Consider the following 15,407-nt stretch of genomic DNA (forward strand, 5'->3'; position numbering starts at 1 on the left):
ACCCGCAGCGATCCGTGCGCGGCCCGCGTCACGGTGGTCCCATGAGCGAACACGGCAAGACCCCGGTGACGGTACTGGGGCTGGGCGCGATGGGAACCGCGCTCACAGAGGCACTACTGGCCGCGGGCCATCCGGTCACGGTGTGGAACCGGACCGCGGGCCGCGCCGAGGCGGTAGCGGCGAAGGGAGCTTCGGTCGCTTCGACCATCTCGGAGGCTCTCGCGGCGAACCAGATCGTGATCGCCTGCCTGCTCGACTACGACTCGGTCCACGAGGTCCTCGGCCCGGTGGCTTCCGAGCTCAAGGGGCGGCAGCTGATCAACCTGACCAACGGCACCCCCGGCCAAGCGCGCGAAATGAGTGCCTGGGCCGAAGAACTGGGCGCGGAGTACCTGGACGGCGGGATCATGGCCGTCCCGCCGATGATCGGCACTCCCGCGGCGTTCATCTTCTACAGCGGTTCGGGCACGGTCTTCGGCCGGGCACGCACCGCGCTCGACACCTTCGGCGGCGCCAACTACCTCGGCGCCGACCCGGGGCTGGCGCCGTTGCACGACATCGCGCTGCTCAGCGGGATGTACGGGTACTTCATCGGCGTCATCCAGGCGTACGCGCTGGTCGGCTCGGCCGGGGTCAAGGCGCGGGAATTCGCGCCGCTGCTCCGGGCATGGATCGACGCGATGAGCGGCTTCCTGGAGCGCTCCGCCGAGCAGATCGACGACGGCGACTACGTGACCGACGTCGTGTCGAACATCGAGATGCAGGCGGCCGCCTACCCGAACCTCGCGCAGGCGGCGAAGGACCAGGGCATCAGCGCCGAACTGCTCACCCCGCTCCAGTCGCTGATGGACAAGCGGGTCGCCGACGGACACGGCGCCGAAGACCTCATCGGCGTCATCGAACTCCTCAAGAAGTAAAGGAAGACACAATGATCACAATGATCGGGCTCGGCCCGATGGGACAGGCCATGGTCCGGGTGCTCCTGGAGAACGGCAACGGAGTGACGGTCTGGAACCGCACCGCCGCCCGCGCGGACGACGTCGTCGCCGCGGGTGCCGTGCGCGCCGCTACCCCCGCGGACGCGGTGGCGGCCTCGGAGCTGGTGTTGCTGAGCCTCACCGACTACGCCGCGATGTACGACATCCTTGGCAAGGCCGAGGATGCCCTGGCGGGCAAGGTGATCGTCAATCTCAGCTCGGACACCCCGGAGAAGACCCGCGAAGCCGCGGAATGGGTCGAGGCCAGGGGCGGGCGGTTCATCGCCGGTGGCGTGATGGTGCCCGCCGAGCTGGTGGGCAAGGACGAGGCGTACGTCTTCTACAGCGGCCCGGCCGACGTCTTCGAGAAGCACCGCGAAACGCTGGCGCTGATCGGGCGACCGGACTTCCTCGGCGAGGACGTCCGGCTGGCGCAGCTGTTCTACCAGGCGCAGCTGGACATCTTCCTGACCTCGCTTTCGGTGTTCCTGCACGCGAGCGCGCTGGTCCGCTCGGCAGGCGTGCCCGCGCAGAAGTTCGTCCCGTACGCCAAGGACAACTTCAAGATGATGGATTTCTACCTGGACGCCGCCGCCGAACAGATCGAGAAGGGCGAGCACCCCGGCGACGACGCCAACGTGACCATGATGGGCGCGACGGCCGACCACATCGTCCAGGCGAGCCGGGACGCCGGGATCGACGTGGTCCTGCCGGAGGCGGTCAAGTCGCACTACGACCAGGCGATCGCCGCCGGGCACGGACGTAGCTCGTGGACCAGCCTCTTCGAGATCATCAAGGCGGACCGCAAGTAAGCGCCCGTGGCTCGTGAGTGGTGAGGACGGTCAGAACCGTGGGTGTCTCAGGTACCTACTGATCGTGGCGGCAGTGGTCGCAGGTCCGTGAAGGCCTCCTTGGCGGCTTTTCAACTTAGGTTCCCAAACTCATGAACGGAACTCAAGCAGTTCAAGGTGCTGGACCTGCGGAAACGCGGGTCCAGCACTCCATCAATGCTCCTGTGTCGCGTGGCTTGTCGGCTAGACTTGACATGCACATACAGGGGTCCAATGGCGACCACCGCCCGGCGAGATGCTGGGGGTTTGTTCGTGGGTAAGGCACTGAACCGCAAGCTGTCGCGGTCGATCACTGGGGAGGTTCCACCGCTGTTCGCGGTGATCTACGCCAGGGCGTCGAACGAGACGAAGGCCCGGAAGGTCGCGGTGTCGACGCAGATCGCGGTCGGCCGCAAGTTCTGCGAGGACAACGGCATCGCCGTCGTGGCGGTCCTGGTGGACAACAACCTGTCGGCATCGCGGTACGCGACCGAGGAGCGGCAGGACTACACCGAGGCGTTGCGCCTGTTGTCGACCGGTCGGGCGAATCTGCTGTGGACCTGGGAGAACTCGCGGGCTCAGCGCAATCTGTCGATGTTCGCCCGGCTACGCGAGATCCTGGAGAAGGTCGGCGGCTACTGGGCCTACGACGACCGGATCTATGACATGAACGATCCCGACGACCGGATCGACACAGCCGAGGACGCCGTCGACGCGGAGCGGGAGTCGGAGAAGATCCGCAAGCGGACCCGCCGAGGTGTCGAGGCCCGCGCGCTCGAAGGGCTGTGGGCTGGCCCGCTGGGCTACGGCTACCGGATCGTCTATGACCAGCGCACGGGCGAGGCACACCGTGAGGTCGATCCGGAGACGGCGCCGATCGCGGAAGCGATCGTGGACCGGCTGATCGAGGAACCGAACGCGTCGGTGCTGGTGCGGGAACTGATCGAGGCCGGTGTGCCGTGCGCTCGCGGTCACGTGTGGCGTGCGGATCACGTGAAGAAGCTCCAGCACCTGTCGAAGGACCCGCACGGCTGGGCGAAGCTCATCGACTCACTGTCCACCGCGCAGCAGGAGGCCGCGTATGAGGCGCTGGTGCGGGCGCGGAAGGACACGCCGTCGCAGGTCGCGCAGCAGATGAACCGGGAACAGTGGGATCACCCGCTGCCCGGCGAGTGGAATGTCTCCAAGGTTCGCAACATCGCGCTCAGCCCTGTGATCGCCGGGTTGCGGGTGTTCCGCAAACAGATCATCGGCAAGGGAGTCTGGCAGTCGATCATCAGCGATCGGAAACGCGCGCTGATCGTGGCCCGCCTGGGCGATCCGAGCCGCAGTACGGTGCGCGACGGAACGCGGGTCAAGTACTTGCAGACCGGGATCCTGTTGTGCGGGATCTGCGAGACCCCGACCCGCTCCACCCCGCTGCACCGTGCACGGCCCGGCTACCGCTGCCCCCATGGGCATCTCACGCGGGACATGGAACGCACCGACGCCTACGTAGTGGAGGCGGTGCTGACTCGACTGGAGTCCGAGGACGCGCGGGAGCTCTTCCGCTACGAAGACCAGGCTGACGAGCTGACGAAGGCCGTGGCGACCGCGCGGGAGCTGCGCGCCCGGCTGGACGGGTTCACCGACTCGGCCGCCAGCGGCGGGATCGGGCCGGAACGGTTGTCGCGGATCGAGGCGAAGCTGGTGCCTCAGATCGAGGCGGCCGAGGAACGCGTGCGCCAGATCGGAGTGTCGCCGGTTGTCGCGGACCTGCTCGGCGCGGACGCCAGGACAGTGTGGGCTGGGCTGTCGCTGTCGCAACAGCGGGAGGTTCTGCGGGCGGTCGTCACTCCCCGCCTCCTGCCCACCAAGGGCGGGCGCGCACCGTTCAACCCGGACGACATCATGCTGACCTGGCTGGGCGCCCCGGCAGCCATACCGGGCGTGGACGACTCGTTCGACGACGAAGTGCTGGCCGAGGTCAGCTGAGACGAATAGAGCGTGGCCCCGGCATCCTCTGAGGTTGCCGGGGCCACGTGCTGTCAGCCGACTGCCTTGTTCAGGTGGACCCGGCGCACGGTCGGGCCGAAGATGCAGGAGAGCCGGTCACGCTGCGCCGTGGTGAACGGCGGCGCGGTGGCCGCCGCAGCTCGGGCGGCCTGGAGAACGGCGGGTGTGAGCACGGAGGCCGGATCTGTGATCGCCGTGCCGGAGTGGGTGTCAGCCACGGCCGGTCTCCCGGCCCCCAGCGGCCCGGTACGGGGTGTCTACGGCGGTCTCAGCGGGCACCAGCGGTGCCCCCTGACGGGTGCGGGGGTCTACCAGCGGGGTGACCTTCCTTTCGGTGGAGATGACGACGCCGAACGCTGCCAGCAGAGTCACCAGGCCGGTAATGACACCGGTGGTGGCGTTGCCCTGGTCGGTGGTGATCAGTCCGGAGCCGACGAGGCCGGACACGATCGCCGTGAGCGCGCCGACGATGGACCCGGCGATGCGCAGGGGGTAACGAGACACGGTGCTTACTCCTTGGGTGTGCGGGGTGGGAGGGAATCGAGGTAGTCGTAGGCGCGGACGAACGCGCGGGCGGTTTTCCAGGCCAGCCAGACGAACAGGACGAGCAGGAGCAGCCAGCCGCCGTTGCCGGTCACGGGATCGTCAGCCACTGGCCCGCGTAGATGCGGTTCGGGTTCGAGATGTTGTTCCGCGAGGCGAGAGCGGAGACGCTGGTCCCGAACTTCGCGGCGATGCCGGAGAGGGTGTCACCGGACCGGACCTGGTATCGCTGGCCGCCCGATGTGCCGCCGCGGATTCGGATCTGCTGCCCGGCGTAAATGCGGTTCGGGTTGGCGATCCCGTTGAGTGCGGCCAGCGCGGCGACGGTGGTACCGAACCGCGCGGCGATGCCCGAGAGGGTGTCGCCGGAGCGGACGGTGTAGACCTCGGTGTCGGCCGGTGGCGTCGGTGTCGGCGGAACCGGCTGCGGCGCCGGGCCGTTGCCGCCGGTGACGAGATCGGACAGCGTGAACTGTCCGATGGTGGCGTTGCGGTCGACGTGGCCGCCGATGCCGGGAACGGTTCCGGTCTGGGTGTGCTGGTGCAGCGCGAGTTTCGGGTGGGTCCAGCCGGGGTTTCCGGGGTTGCCGTTGTAGCGGGCGATCCACAGCAGCACCCCGTCATCGGCCCACTGTCCGGGGTCGAGGACTCGGGTGAACCAGTCCAGGTTCGCGTACACCAGAACCTTGCGGACGCCGGTTACGGCGCGCAGGCGGGCGATGAACCGCGGAATGAAGGCGTTGGCGGTGCCGCGCAGTTCGGCGGCTTCCATGTCGAGCATCGGCGCCAGGGATCCGCTGGTGTGCAGGCTGTTCTGGCGCAGGTGGTTAGCGAAGTGATCCGCCTGGGCGTCCGGGTCGCCGGGTCGGGCGAAGTGGTAGCCGCCGGGGACGACGCCGGCGAGCCGGGCGGCCGGGGCACGGGGGCCGCTGGTGCGGTCGGTGTAGCCGGTTCCTTCGGTGAGTTTGAACGAGCAGTAGGTGATTCCGTTGCCTCGCACGGCGTTCCAGTCGTGGACCGGATTCCAGTGCGACACATCGATGCCGTAGTCGGTCAAGGGGTCGGTGGTCCTTCGGGTGGGCGGTTCATCTGGGCGCGCAGGGCGCCGACTTCGAGCAGCAGCCGCGCGTTCTCCTGGCGCACGGCGGACAGTTCGGTCTTCACAGCCGTGAGTTCGGCCAGGACGTCACGGGTGTGCGTGGCACGGTCTTTCAGCAGCGCCTGATACCCGGCGTGCAGCTCGGCCAGCGCCTGGTGATCGGCCGAGGTACGAGCGGTGCGGATCGCGCGGCGAGCCGCGAGAAGGCCGGTGAGGGCACCGGTGGCGGGGCCGAGGGTCGCGGCCAGCGCGGTGAGCCAGTCAGGCGTCACGGGCGGCTCCAGGGTTCAGCGGCGGACCCGGAGGGTGAGGGTGTCGGCGAGGCCGTCGGTGGTGCTGAGGGTGCGGCGGCTGCCGATGACGACAGCGGCGATAGGGCCGCCGAGCCCGTCGGGGTCATGGATGTGGAGTGTGTCGAGGAGTCGTCGGCGAGGGTCTCCGACGACGGCGATGTCTCGAAGGACGGTGGTGGGCCGGGTGAGGTCGGCCAGCAGGGACGTCGTGATGGCCTGCATGGAGTCGAGGGTTTGCCGGAACGGGTTGTCCGGCAGGGCGAGGACACGTCGGCCATAGCGGGCGATGGAGGCGTCATGGGTGGCGACGTGGGCTATGGGGCGGCCGTTGATCACGGGATTACCGACCAGGCGCAAGGCTGGCGTGCGGCGGTCGTCGAGGGCGAAGCGCAGGGCAAAGGTGTTGGTGTTCTGGATTTCCAGCTTGACGCGGTCCTGGCTGACGGGCATGGCTGCCACCGTGATGCCGGTGGTGACCTCGGCTCCGGTGTCCCGGCGTATCGGGCGGCACGCGGAGAACCGTGTGTAATCGTCCCTGGTGTAGGTGCTGAGGGGGTACACCAAAAGAAGGTTGCCGCGGAAGTTGGATCTGGTTTGGAAAGTGACGATCGGTCGGCTGGTGCCCATGGGGGCTTCGAGTTCGTCGGCGGTCGCGGGTTCGTAGACGTTGACGTCTTTCATGGATTTCAGCCGGGGTGTGGCGGTGAGGCTGATCTCGTTGCGGATCGAGTCCAGCGAGGTCGAGAGCGACAGTTCCGTGAGCGCCCCGGCAGCAGAGAGGGTGGCTGTCGCTGGTCGCGCGGCCAGGGCGCGGACGGTGTCGCGGTTAAGGAACCGGAACCGCCCGTTCTCGCTGTAAGTGATCACCCCGAACTCCGCTGCCGCTGCTTGTTTGAGGACGCCGAAGGAGTCGGCGTTGACGATGTCGGGCAGGCCGGTCATCCAGTTCAGGCCGGTGTCGATCTCCGCTCGCGGCGTGTGCGGTGCGCCCCAGTCCACGGGTGGCGCGGCCGCGATGCTGATTTGCAGGCAGCTCACCGGGACCGGTGTGCAGGCGAAGACCGGGGTTCCACCGGTGCTGCGTTCCTCGGAGATCATGGGCACGGCCACGGTCGCGAGCGGCGTGATCGTTCCATCGACCATCCAACGAGTCTCAATGGTCCGCTCGGATGTCGTGTTGTAGCGGACCCACAGCCCGACCCGATGCCACGCGGCCTCACCCGTGAAGGCAGGGCCGTTGATCGTGGTGACAAGGTCTCTATTCGACTGCACCTTCAGCACGAGACGCCCGGCGGTGGTCACCGCGACGGTGAACATGGCACCTAAGATGCCCCGGACACCGGTGCCGATAGTGAGGATGTCACCGTTCATGTTCGGCGCGAAGGTGTTGCTGGCACCGGCTTTGCAGTGAAATTCGAACAGGTGCCCCCGGCCCGGCCAGCCCGGATAGAACTCCAACGCCGCGTTGGCGTTCATGTTCGCGGACAGTTTCGCCGTCCCGTTCGCCGCGAGCATCCCGTAGGGGCCAGGGATGAACGCGGGCACGCTCGCGTCGAGCTTTTCACCGTAGCCGAAGTCGGAGTTGAACCCGACGTCGGCGATCAGGCCGCCGTGACAGGTCATCGCGAACATGCAGTCGGGCCGGGGTGGTGGGGAGGCGAAAATCCCGTTGCGCCGCAACACATAGTCGATGACCCATTGGGTGTTGATGCGCCATTGGAACGGCCACTCGGTGGTGTTGTAGTGCTGCTCCTCCTCTTGCGCGACCGGCGGCAGCGTCACCGACGCCCGGAGCGTTTCGGCAGGGTCCAGCGCGGCTAATTCCACCGACCGGCCGGTCGCCGAAAACGTCAGCGTGCGAGTGGAGCCGGTGAACTGGCGGACGAGTTCCCGCCCCGACGCGGTGAGCAACCCCAGGTCACACGTCAGCGGAGCGTCGACGAGGTCGGTGTCGCGCAGCAGGGAATCCGGCCTGTACGGCGTGAGCATCCTGGCGATGTCGCGGGAATCGTCGGCGCGCTGGCCGGCGAGAGTGGCAGCCAGGGTCGCGGTCGTGTAGCCCTCGATCAAGGTGCACTCATCCGGGAGATCACCGGAGATCTGCCGTTCGATGACCAGGCTTTCGGCCACAGTGGACAGATCAGAGAGCGGATGGTCGAACCCGCCGCTCCGGCCCCAGTCCACGCGAACCTTGGCGCGGGGCTGGCGTTGCGCGGCGTCGACCGCCGCCGCCAGCTCGTCGGGTTGGGTCACCTAGACCTCCAGCAGGGTGAGCGTGGTCGCGAACGACCCGGGAACGGGGTACTTCCACGGCATCGACTCGATCAGCACCATCGCGGCACCACCCCCGGCCGACCACACCACCGGCTCCGGACCGCTGGTGAGCGACCACGCCGAGGTGGTCACCGTCCCGGCCTGCCCGAGCAGCAACCCGGGGCGCACCGACGCGGCACCGTCGGTCGCGGGCACGGTCAACCGCATCCGGGCGCCGCCACTGGTGGGTGTGGCCGGTGTCGTCGACATGGTGGTGATCACGACGTCGGCCGCGTTGAGCACGAACGCGGTCAGCGCCACCGGAACCGTGGAGGCGACGCTCGCGGCGAACGTCACCGGCTCGCCCGGCAGGATCGGAACGGCGGACCGGGTCAGCAGCAGACCACCGCCAGTGGCGGCCGTGGTCCACGTCAGAGCCCCGGACCCCGCAGGTACCGGGTGATCGGCAGGGGTGACCGGGGCGGCCTCCCAGGTGAGGGCTCCGGCGGTGGCGAAACCTTCCGGGCCATGCTCGACGCTCCCGGCCGTTGCCACCTGGACAGGTAGCCGGTTTCCGGCGGTCGGGTCCAGCAACCACACCGGGCTGCCGAGCAGACCCGCGTGCAGCAGCGACAGCCACCGGTGGGTGTCCTCGTCAAGGTAAGGCCAGGTGAGGACCCAGGTGCGGCGGATCCCGAGCCGGTCGATTGTCGGGCGCCCCGTGATCGACCGATGCAGCCCGCCGGTGCGGACTGGCACCATTTCCGGGGCTCCGCCCAGCGACGGTGACGGCAGCGCCCGTAGCGCGCCGAGCGGCCCCAGCCAGAACACGGAATCACCCACCACGACCACCGTCCCTTTCGTCAGCGTCGGGCGTTGGCTGCGTTGACCGTGTTCACCAGTCGCGCAGTCCCCGCCCCATCAACGCGGAGCCGTGCGCCATCCAGCGCGAGCAGCACCCCCGCCGTCACGGCGGCCGAGATCGACGCGGCGTCCAACGCGGACGTTCCCGGCGGGAACACCGGCCGGACCGGTGCAGCCGTCTGGCCGTTCACCGCCGATGCGGTGCCAGGAGCGGGTGGTGTGTCCACGTGCAGGGTGTTGGTGAGGCCGGTCAGGTAGTCCCGGATCTGCGGTTCGCCGTCTTCCAGCCCGCTCAGCAGACCGCGCATGATCAAGCGGCCGTTCCCGGTGAGGAGGACCCGGTCCCGTGCGGGCGGCCCCTTCCACGAGGTGATCCAGTTGGTGAGTTCCCCGAGCCGGTCTTTCACCCAGCCGAACCCGGAGGTGAGACCGTCGACCAAGCCGCGGATCACGTTCCGCCCGGCATCCCACAGCAGGGAGCCGAGGTTGCCGAGCGCACCGAGGATGCGGCCGGGAATGCTGGCGACGAGATCGAGCACGCCGCCGATGCTGTGCGAGACAATCCCTTTGATCATTCCCCAGGCACCGGAGACGATGTTCTTCACACCGGTCCACGCCTGATCCCAGTTGCCCGAGATCAAACCGGTCACCACGGAGATGACGCCGGAGATCACGGTCAGCGCACCGGAGATGATCTCCACGATCGCGGAGAACTTGCCCTTCACCAGGCCGAAAAGCTCCAAGATGATCGGCATCAACAGCTGGCTGATCTGCACGATCAGCGGGGTCAGCGCGACGGCAAGCTGAGTGAACAGCCCGGCGGCCTGCACGATCACCGGCAGCAGCGACGTCACCAAATCCAGCAGCGGCGGCAACAGCCCGGACACGAGCTGCAGCAGCGGCGGCAGGATCGGCAGCAACGCCGTCACGATCCCGAGGAACGCCTCGGCCAGCGGCGGTATCACCGGCAGCAGCGCCGCGAGGATCTGCCCGGCAATCTGGCCGAGCAGCCCGCCGACCTCCGACAGCACCGGCGTGGCCGCCTGCAACGCGGTCGACACCACACCGGCGATTTGCTGGATCGCTTGCACCACAACGGGAAGCACCGGCATGACCGCGTTCAGCGCGGCCAGCAGCACCGAGGTGAACACCCCGCCCAGCGCGGACAGCACCGGCAGCACGGCCGAGAGGGCTTGCAGCAGCGCGCCACCGAGCTGCCCGATGATCGGCGACAACGCGGTCAGCAGCTGCCCGAGCGCCGGGGCCGCGAGCCGCAGCGCCTGCACCAGGAGCCCGCCGAACTGGTTGATCAGCGGCGCGAGCGTCCGCGCGAGTACCACCAGGGCGGGAGTCAGCTCGGTCACCGCCGCGCCGAGAGCGCCGCCGAGCTGCCCCACCAGCTCCGCGACGGCCGGGGCCAGCGCGCCGACGATCGGGGCCAGCGCGGCAGCCGCCGGAACCAGAACCGCCGCCAACGCCTGAGCCGCCGTGCCCAGCACAGGAGCCAAGGCGGCGAGGACCTGGCCGAGCGGAGCGATCGCGGGTGCCAGTGCGGCGAACGCCGCACCGATCATCGGCCCCAGCTGCGCGATCGCCGGGGCAATCGACGTGGCGACGGCCTGGCCGAGCGCGACGAGAACCGGCATCAAACCCGTGGTGACGGCGTGTAAGCCGTCGAAGATCTGTCCCAAGGCCCGCGCGCCCTCGGCGGAGCGCACGAACTCGGTCATCTGGCCGGTGACGTCGACCAGGACCGTGAGCAGCCCGCCACCGCCGGTGCTGGCGGCGGAGAACACCGCGAACACGACCTGCCCCAGGTTCTTCAGAACCGTGACCAGGTCACCCACAGCCGACAGCCCGGCCGAGAGCCATTCGCGGAGCTGCCCAGACTCGCGTGCCGCCGCGATGAAGTCGGCGAACTTCTGCGCACCGTCGGCGAGGCCGGAGCCGAAGCCGGGCAGGAACTCCGCGCCCACAGCGGCGATATCGCGCAGCCCTTGCAGGAACGGCTGCACCGCCTGCGCGAGCTCGTGCATGGTCGCCGAGGTGTTGCCCAGGATCGAGCCGACGTCGGAGACTGTGCGGCCTTCTCGGGCGAACGCGGCGAAGCCGAGCGCGCCGGCGTTCAGCCCCTCGGAGATCCCGCCCAAACTGTGCCGCAGCAACGGCAGATACGTGCCTGACAGGACGGTGATCTCCGAGGCCAGGCCGGTGAACAGCCGCTGCTGGACCTCTTGCCGTAGCCCGAGGAACTCCGGGCGCAGCGCGCGGACCGCGTTCGCGGCCGCCGCCATCGCGGGCGGAAAGTCCTTGATCGCCTCGGCGTACTTCTTCGGATCCTCCTGCTTGAGCGCATCGGAGAACCCGGAGATCCCGAGCTTGAGCGTTTGCAGGATCGCCACGGCAGCGAGCCCTGCCGCCGGGAGAGCCAGCAGCGACCCCGATGCCGTGGCCGCGACCGACCCGAGCCCGCCCAGCGCGGTCACGGCCTGCCCGGCACCGGCCGCCATCGCCCCGTACCTCAACGTGGCCAGACCGACTGCGCCCGAGTGCACCGCTATCGCACCGGTCGCGGCCCGCATCCGGGAGTCCACCTCGGACAAGCCGCGGATACTCGCGCCGACCGACTTGTCCAGTACGACCTTGAGCGTGATGTTCTGCCCGTCGAGACGGCGTTTCAGCGCGGCGAAACGGGTTTCAGCTGGTTGCGTGTCCAGCTCGGCTAGCAGCCTGACGGCAGTTTGGTCACCGTCCTGCGCCGCGGCCCGAAGTTGCTCCCTCAGGATCGCCGTTTGAACCTGTGCGCTAAGCCGCACTGTCGGAACATCCCGCTCAGCCTCGCGAACTTGATCCCGCAGATACCGACCGAGCCCTTGCATGCTCGGCATAACCTTCAGGTAGGCATGACCGACTGTCGCCACCGCCAATCACCGCCATAAATTGGTATGAGCTGGCGATGACGGAGACATACACTTCGAGCAACGCTTAAGTGAGGAGACGCGGATGACTGATGAGGAACCTATTTCGAGAGAGCTGGCCGAGGCGCTTGAGAAGCGTTTTATCGCCATCGATAGATGGTGGGAAATTTTTCAAGACCGGGTCGACGTGGATCCCGGCAGCCCACTGGCTGGCGATGACCGCGACACTGCGCCATACCAGCTCTCTCACGCCGCCCAAGCTTCCCTATTAAGCGCAATTGAGCACCTGCACACAATAAGGATGCTCGTAGTCAAAGCGGGCGCACTGCACGCCAGATCACCGTTCACTCTAATGCGATCTGCGATAGAGAGTGGAGCGACCGTAATATGGCTACTCAGACCGACGCTGAGGAATGAGCGGATTCTTCGGCGCCTCCAGCTCCGCTGGGCGGACGCATTGGACCGCGAAGGGATAATTAACGATCTTGGCGCCCCGCAGAACAGTACAATCGAGAAGAGTCGCCAAGCTATCCTTGATGTCGCCACCAGGAAGAAGATGACCAATGATCAACGGTCTCTCGCAATTGGACGAAAGGTGACTTACGCCTCGATTGTCAAGGAGGCGGCCGGTCCAGGGCTATCAATTACCAACCCTGGCCACATTATGGCCATATGGAGTCTCCTTAGCGGAATAGCGCATGGTAGCCAGCGGGCGCAGATAGATCTCCTTGAGAAAGCCGTACTTGGCGAGGTCGAAAACAGTGTTCTGCAAGTGAAGTTGCAAACTCCCGAGAAGGCATTCCTTGCGATTCTCTCAATGGCTATGCTTGTGGTCGACGATGCGCTCACCCTTTTTAACAGGAAGCGGTCGGCGCTTTTGTCGACGATGTATTAGCCGTCACGCATCCACAGCGCGATCTCACGCAGCGACTTCGGCTTCGTACCGTCCGGTGCAGCGTCAGCTCGGGACCTAGTATTCGTCAACCTTGTCCACGTATCCAGCGGTCCGGCCAGCTGCTCGTCCGTGACTGTCTGGCCCAGTGCTATGACAACGGTAGCCCACAGCGCTGTCACACGACGTTCAGTGGCGGCCACCAGTAATTCGGCGCGGGTTAGTGCACCTCGGGGATCGTGTAGCCGCCAGACCGCCGCGTCGTCGGGCAGGTGAGTGACCAGCGCGCAGATCCGCCGATACGACAAGTGGCCGCGGTAGAGGTCGAGCAGGTCGACCCCGTACCGCAGCAGGTCTGTTTCGAGAGCTTCGGCGGTCGCCTCATCGGCCAGAAGCAGGGCGACCGTTAGGGGTTTCCCCGCCCCAGCTCCTTCATGACCACGGCCGAGAAGTCTTCGGCGTCGGCGGCCGTGGTGGCCAGACCGCGCCACTTGGCGTACTGATCGGGTCCGAGAATGAGTTTCAGCGCGGTCAGGTGCTTGCCGTCTTCCTCGGCTTCGAGGGCTTCGAGCGGGAACCGGTCCGGGCTGGGCAAGGTGAACCGCTTGCCGCGCCAGGTCACGGCCAGGCCCGCGCCGGGCGAGGCTGGCTTGCCGGTTGCTTCCGCGCGCTGTCGAGTCGCCATCAGCTGGTGTGCTCCTTCAGTGAGGTGTGTTCGGAACTGTCGTTGCGGTGCGGATACTGATTAGCCGAGCTGGCGTAGCGTCACTTCACGCGCGGCTGCTCCTCGGTGATCACGTCGAGCGCTCCCGTGGCGACCGCAGGTGCCCCGAACAGCACAGCGGGATCGTCGGTGAGCCACACGGCGATGTAGGTCTTGCCCTTTGGCGGCGCCAGGGCGGAGAACTTCATGCCCCAGCGCGCTTCCTGGGTTCGGCCCCACTGGGCGTCTTCGGTTTCGGAGACCTCGGCGCGCGGCAGGTAGAGGCGGTGGTGGTAGACCTCGGTGTCGGAGACGTTGTCGATCCAGTCGACGCAAAGCGCGCGGACGTCGCCCTTGGGGATGGAGCTGATCTCGGCCCGGTAGACCTTCGGGGTTCCGGTGCCGACGGCCGCGAACTTCATGCCACCGAAATACGCGCTGAGCACTTCGCCTTTGGTCTCCTGGAAGACCGAGGCCACGGTGAGTTCCTGGGACTTGTAGATGTAGCGGGCGGGGGTGAGCTGCTGCCAGTGCTCGGTGCCCTCTTTTTCGACTTTGCGAGCCAGGGTGGTGCCGTCCGGGGTGGACAGCCCGAGACCGACCCACGGGGCCGCGAGAGGTGCGATGGGGTCGGCGGGTTCAGGGGTGTCCGCTGGTGCGAGCGACACCTCACCGGTGCCGGGGACGCGGACGAGCGCGGAGTTCATTGCCATGTAGGGGAAACCTCAGGTGGTGGGGGTGCGGGCGAAGACTGCGGCGGCGCAGGTGGCCAGCGGTGCGGCCGTGTGTGGATCGATCCCCGCGAGCGGGGCGGTGATCGGTTCGGCTCGGATGATTGGGCTCGGCGGGGTGGGTGCGCAGAGCAGGCCGAGTGCGAGCGCGGCGAGGGCTTTCGAGGTGTGCGGGCTGTGGTGCCAGGCGGTCAGCCGGATGACCGCACGCTGTGTGGCGGGCCAGGTCCAGGTGTGGCCGTCCTCGGCGACGAGCAGCCACGGCAGCGATGGCGGTCCGCCGTCCGGCCCCGTGCCCGTCTCGGTCGAGACCTGGACTCGTTCGGCGACCGCGCGGCCCTGGCCGGCGAGCAGACCGCGCAGGCGTCGCACGACTAGCCCGGCGACGTCGACCGGTACCGGTACAGGACCTGTCACGTCCCGCCGTCCTGTTCGCTCTCGACCGACAGGCCCGCGGTTTCCGCCGCGCGTTTGAGCAGCCCGTAGCGTGCTTCCATCCCGAGCCCGGCGGGGTGGCGGATGGCGACCGACCAGCCCACACGGTCGGTGTCGGGGTCGGAGTAGACCTCGATCGGCAGCGGTTCACCCGAGGTGACCACGTGCCCAGACGCGCGGGCGGCTTCGCCGACCTTCTCCGCAACCGCCCGAATCTCTTGCTCGAACTCTGGCGAATGCAGGAGTTCCGCGACGGCGGCGTAGTCGATCGTGACGTGTTCCAGGGCCATCTGTTCAGCCCTCCACGTGGGTCAGGGTGAGTTCGTAGTGGACGTAGCCAAACCGCGGTGACCACCGCGCCGGTTCCCCGGACACCTCGAACGTGCGCCCGTCCCACTCGATCCGCTCCCGTGCCGTGACCGGTGCGGCGGTGAACGCTCGCCAGCCCGTGACCACCGCCTGACGGCCGGGAGAGGCCGGTTCCGTCGAACTCCCCGGCTGCATGAATCCGGCCACGGTCCGCCGAGGCGCGTCCGGGCCGTAGGTGAGCCGAGGAACCGGGTTCTCGTACTCGTCCGGCACCGGAACCGGGGTCACGACGATCAGGCGGTGAGGCAGCTGCATGGTGCGTACCGCCCCATCTTGTTAGACGGTCCAGATGGTGAACGCCGCACGCGGCGCGGGCACGGGCGGGCGCAGCAGGTCGAGTTCGTCGTCGGTGAAGTAGAGCCCGCCCCCGGCGTGGGCGGCGGTGCGGGAATGTCCGCCTACAGTCTCGGAGGCGTTGCCGTCCGGAGGCGACGCCAACGCCCGGAGGACTGCTGTGCAGATGACTCCGGGCGTGGTGTCTGGCGGCGGGGGCGGCCGGGGCGGA

Annotated in this window: 18 protein-coding genes; 4 read left to right on the plus strand and 14 right to left on the minus strand. The window is 67.8% G+C overall.

Annotated features, from left to right (window positions below; all coding sequences use genetic code 11):
- Positions 1-41 precede the first annotated feature (41 nt).
- The 3 genes from ACXIZN_RS11580 (at position 42) to ACXIZN_RS11590 (ending at position 3,781) form a co-directional block, all read left to right on the plus strand.
- Positions 42-917 carry an NAD(P)-dependent oxidoreductase gene (locus ACXIZN_RS11580; protein WP_457954239.1) on the plus strand — a complete coding sequence of 292 codons (876 nt, stop codon included), beginning with the start codon at positions 42-44 and terminating at the stop codon, positions 915-917.
- 11 nt (positions 918-928) lie between these two features.
- Positions 929-1,789 carry an NAD(P)-dependent oxidoreductase gene (locus ACXIZN_RS11585; protein ID WP_457954241.1) on the plus strand — a complete coding sequence of 287 codons (861 nt, stop codon included), beginning with the start codon at positions 929-931 and terminating at the stop codon, positions 1,787-1,789.
- A gap of 291 nt (positions 1,790-2,080) precedes the next feature.
- On the plus strand, positions 2,081-3,781 hold the full coding sequence (locus tag ACXIZN_RS11590; RefSeq protein WP_457954242.1) for a recombinase family protein: 1,701 nt from the start codon (positions 2,081-2,083) through the stop codon (positions 3,779-3,781).
- Between the two features lie 53 nt (positions 3,782-3,834).
- On the opposite strand, the gene ACXIZN_RS11595 is transcribed toward ACXIZN_RS11590, so the two are convergent.
- The 8 genes from ACXIZN_RS11595 to ACXIZN_RS11630 all read right to left on the minus strand — a co-directional run bounded on the left by ACXIZN_RS11595 (position 3,835) and on the right by ACXIZN_RS11630 (position 11,670).
- Entirely contained in the window at positions 3,835-4,020 is a 186-nt protein-coding gene (locus tag ACXIZN_RS11595; protein ID WP_457954244.1) for a hypothetical protein, read from the minus strand.
- Entirely contained in the window at positions 4,013-4,306 is a 294-nt protein-coding gene (locus ACXIZN_RS11600; protein WP_457954245.1) for a hypothetical protein, read from the minus strand. Before ACXIZN_RS11600 ends, ACXIZN_RS11595 begins: the two co-directional genes overlap by 8 nt.
- A 5-nt stretch (positions 4,307-4,311) precedes the next feature.
- Positions 4,312-4,455 carry a hypothetical protein gene (locus ACXIZN_RS11605; RefSeq protein ID WP_378344491.1) on the minus strand — a complete coding sequence of 48 codons (144 nt, stop codon included), beginning with the start codon at positions 4,453-4,455 and terminating at the stop codon, positions 4,312-4,314.
- Positions 4,437-5,402 (minus strand): LysM peptidoglycan-binding domain-containing protein, encoded by a 966-nt coding sequence (locus tag ACXIZN_RS11610; RefSeq protein ID WP_457954247.1) that lies wholly within the window; start codon positions 5,400-5,402, stop codon positions 4,437-4,439. Before ACXIZN_RS11610 ends, ACXIZN_RS11605 begins: the two co-directional genes overlap by 19 nt.
- Complete coding sequence (locus ACXIZN_RS11615) at positions 5,399-5,716, minus strand: hypothetical protein (protein WP_257487856.1); 318 nt, start codon at positions 5,714-5,716, stop codon at positions 5,399-5,401. Before ACXIZN_RS11615 ends, ACXIZN_RS11610 begins: the two co-directional genes overlap by 4 nt.
- A gap of 15 nt (positions 5,717-5,731) precedes the next feature.
- Positions 5,732-7,648 (minus strand): hypothetical protein, encoded by a 1,917-nt coding sequence (locus tag ACXIZN_RS11620; RefSeq protein ID WP_457954249.1) that lies wholly within the window; start codon positions 7,646-7,648, stop codon positions 5,732-5,734.
- A 342-nt stretch (positions 7,649-7,990) separates the two neighbouring features.
- The gene (locus tag ACXIZN_RS11625) at positions 7,991-8,833 is read right to left on the minus strand and encodes a hypothetical protein (RefSeq protein ID WP_457954250.1); all 843 of its coding nucleotides are present in this window, start codon (positions 8,831-8,833) and stop codon (positions 7,991-7,993) included.
- 20 nt (positions 8,834-8,853) lie between these two features.
- Positions 8,854-11,670, minus strand: coding sequence for a phage tail protein (locus tag ACXIZN_RS11630; protein ID WP_457954252.1), 2,817 nt, complete (start codon positions 11,668-11,670; stop codon positions 8,854-8,856).
- Positions 11,671-11,857: 187 nt separating this feature from the next.
- Here ACXIZN_RS11630 and ACXIZN_RS11635 point away from each other — a divergent pair, with 187 nt between their 5' ends.
- Positions 11,858-12,667, plus strand: a complete 810-nt coding sequence (locus ACXIZN_RS11635; RefSeq protein ID WP_457954254.1) for a hypothetical protein — start codon at positions 11,858-11,860, stop codon at positions 12,665-12,667.
- A 403-nt stretch (positions 12,668-13,070) separates the two neighbouring features.
- Here the strand turns inward: ACXIZN_RS11635 and ACXIZN_RS11640 are convergent, their stop codons facing one another.
- The 6 genes from ACXIZN_RS11640 to ACXIZN_RS11665 all read right to left on the minus strand — a co-directional run.
- The gene (locus tag ACXIZN_RS11640) at positions 13,071-13,349 is read right to left on the minus strand and encodes a hypothetical protein (protein ID WP_457954255.1); all 279 of its coding nucleotides are present in this window, start codon (positions 13,347-13,349) and stop codon (positions 13,071-13,073) included.
- 80 nt (positions 13,350-13,429) lie between these two features.
- Entirely contained in the window at positions 13,430-14,080 is a 651-nt protein-coding gene (locus ACXIZN_RS11645; RefSeq protein ID WP_457954256.1) for a phage tail tube protein, read from the minus strand.
- A gap of 12 nt (positions 14,081-14,092) precedes the next feature.
- The gene (locus ACXIZN_RS11650; RefSeq protein WP_457954257.1) at positions 14,093-14,515 is read right to left on the minus strand and encodes a hypothetical protein; all 423 of its coding nucleotides are present in this window, start codon (positions 14,513-14,515) and stop codon (positions 14,093-14,095) included.
- Positions 14,512-14,823 carry a hypothetical protein gene (locus ACXIZN_RS11655; protein ID WP_457954258.1) on the minus strand — a complete coding sequence of 104 codons (312 nt, stop codon included), beginning with the start codon at positions 14,821-14,823 and terminating at the stop codon, positions 14,512-14,514. Before ACXIZN_RS11655 ends, ACXIZN_RS11650 begins: the two co-directional genes overlap by 4 nt.
- Before the next feature lie 4 nt (positions 14,824-14,827).
- Positions 14,828-15,157, minus strand: coding sequence for a hypothetical protein (locus ACXIZN_RS11660; protein ID WP_457954259.1), 330 nt, complete (start codon positions 15,155-15,157; stop codon positions 14,828-14,830).
- Positions 15,158-15,178: 21 nt separating this feature from the next.
- Positions 15,179-15,407: hypothetical protein (locus tag ACXIZN_RS11665; RefSeq protein WP_457954261.1), on the minus strand; the 229-nt coding region annotated here is incomplete at its 5' end.

This window comes from Amycolatopsis sp. TRM77291 (assembly GCF_054166285.1).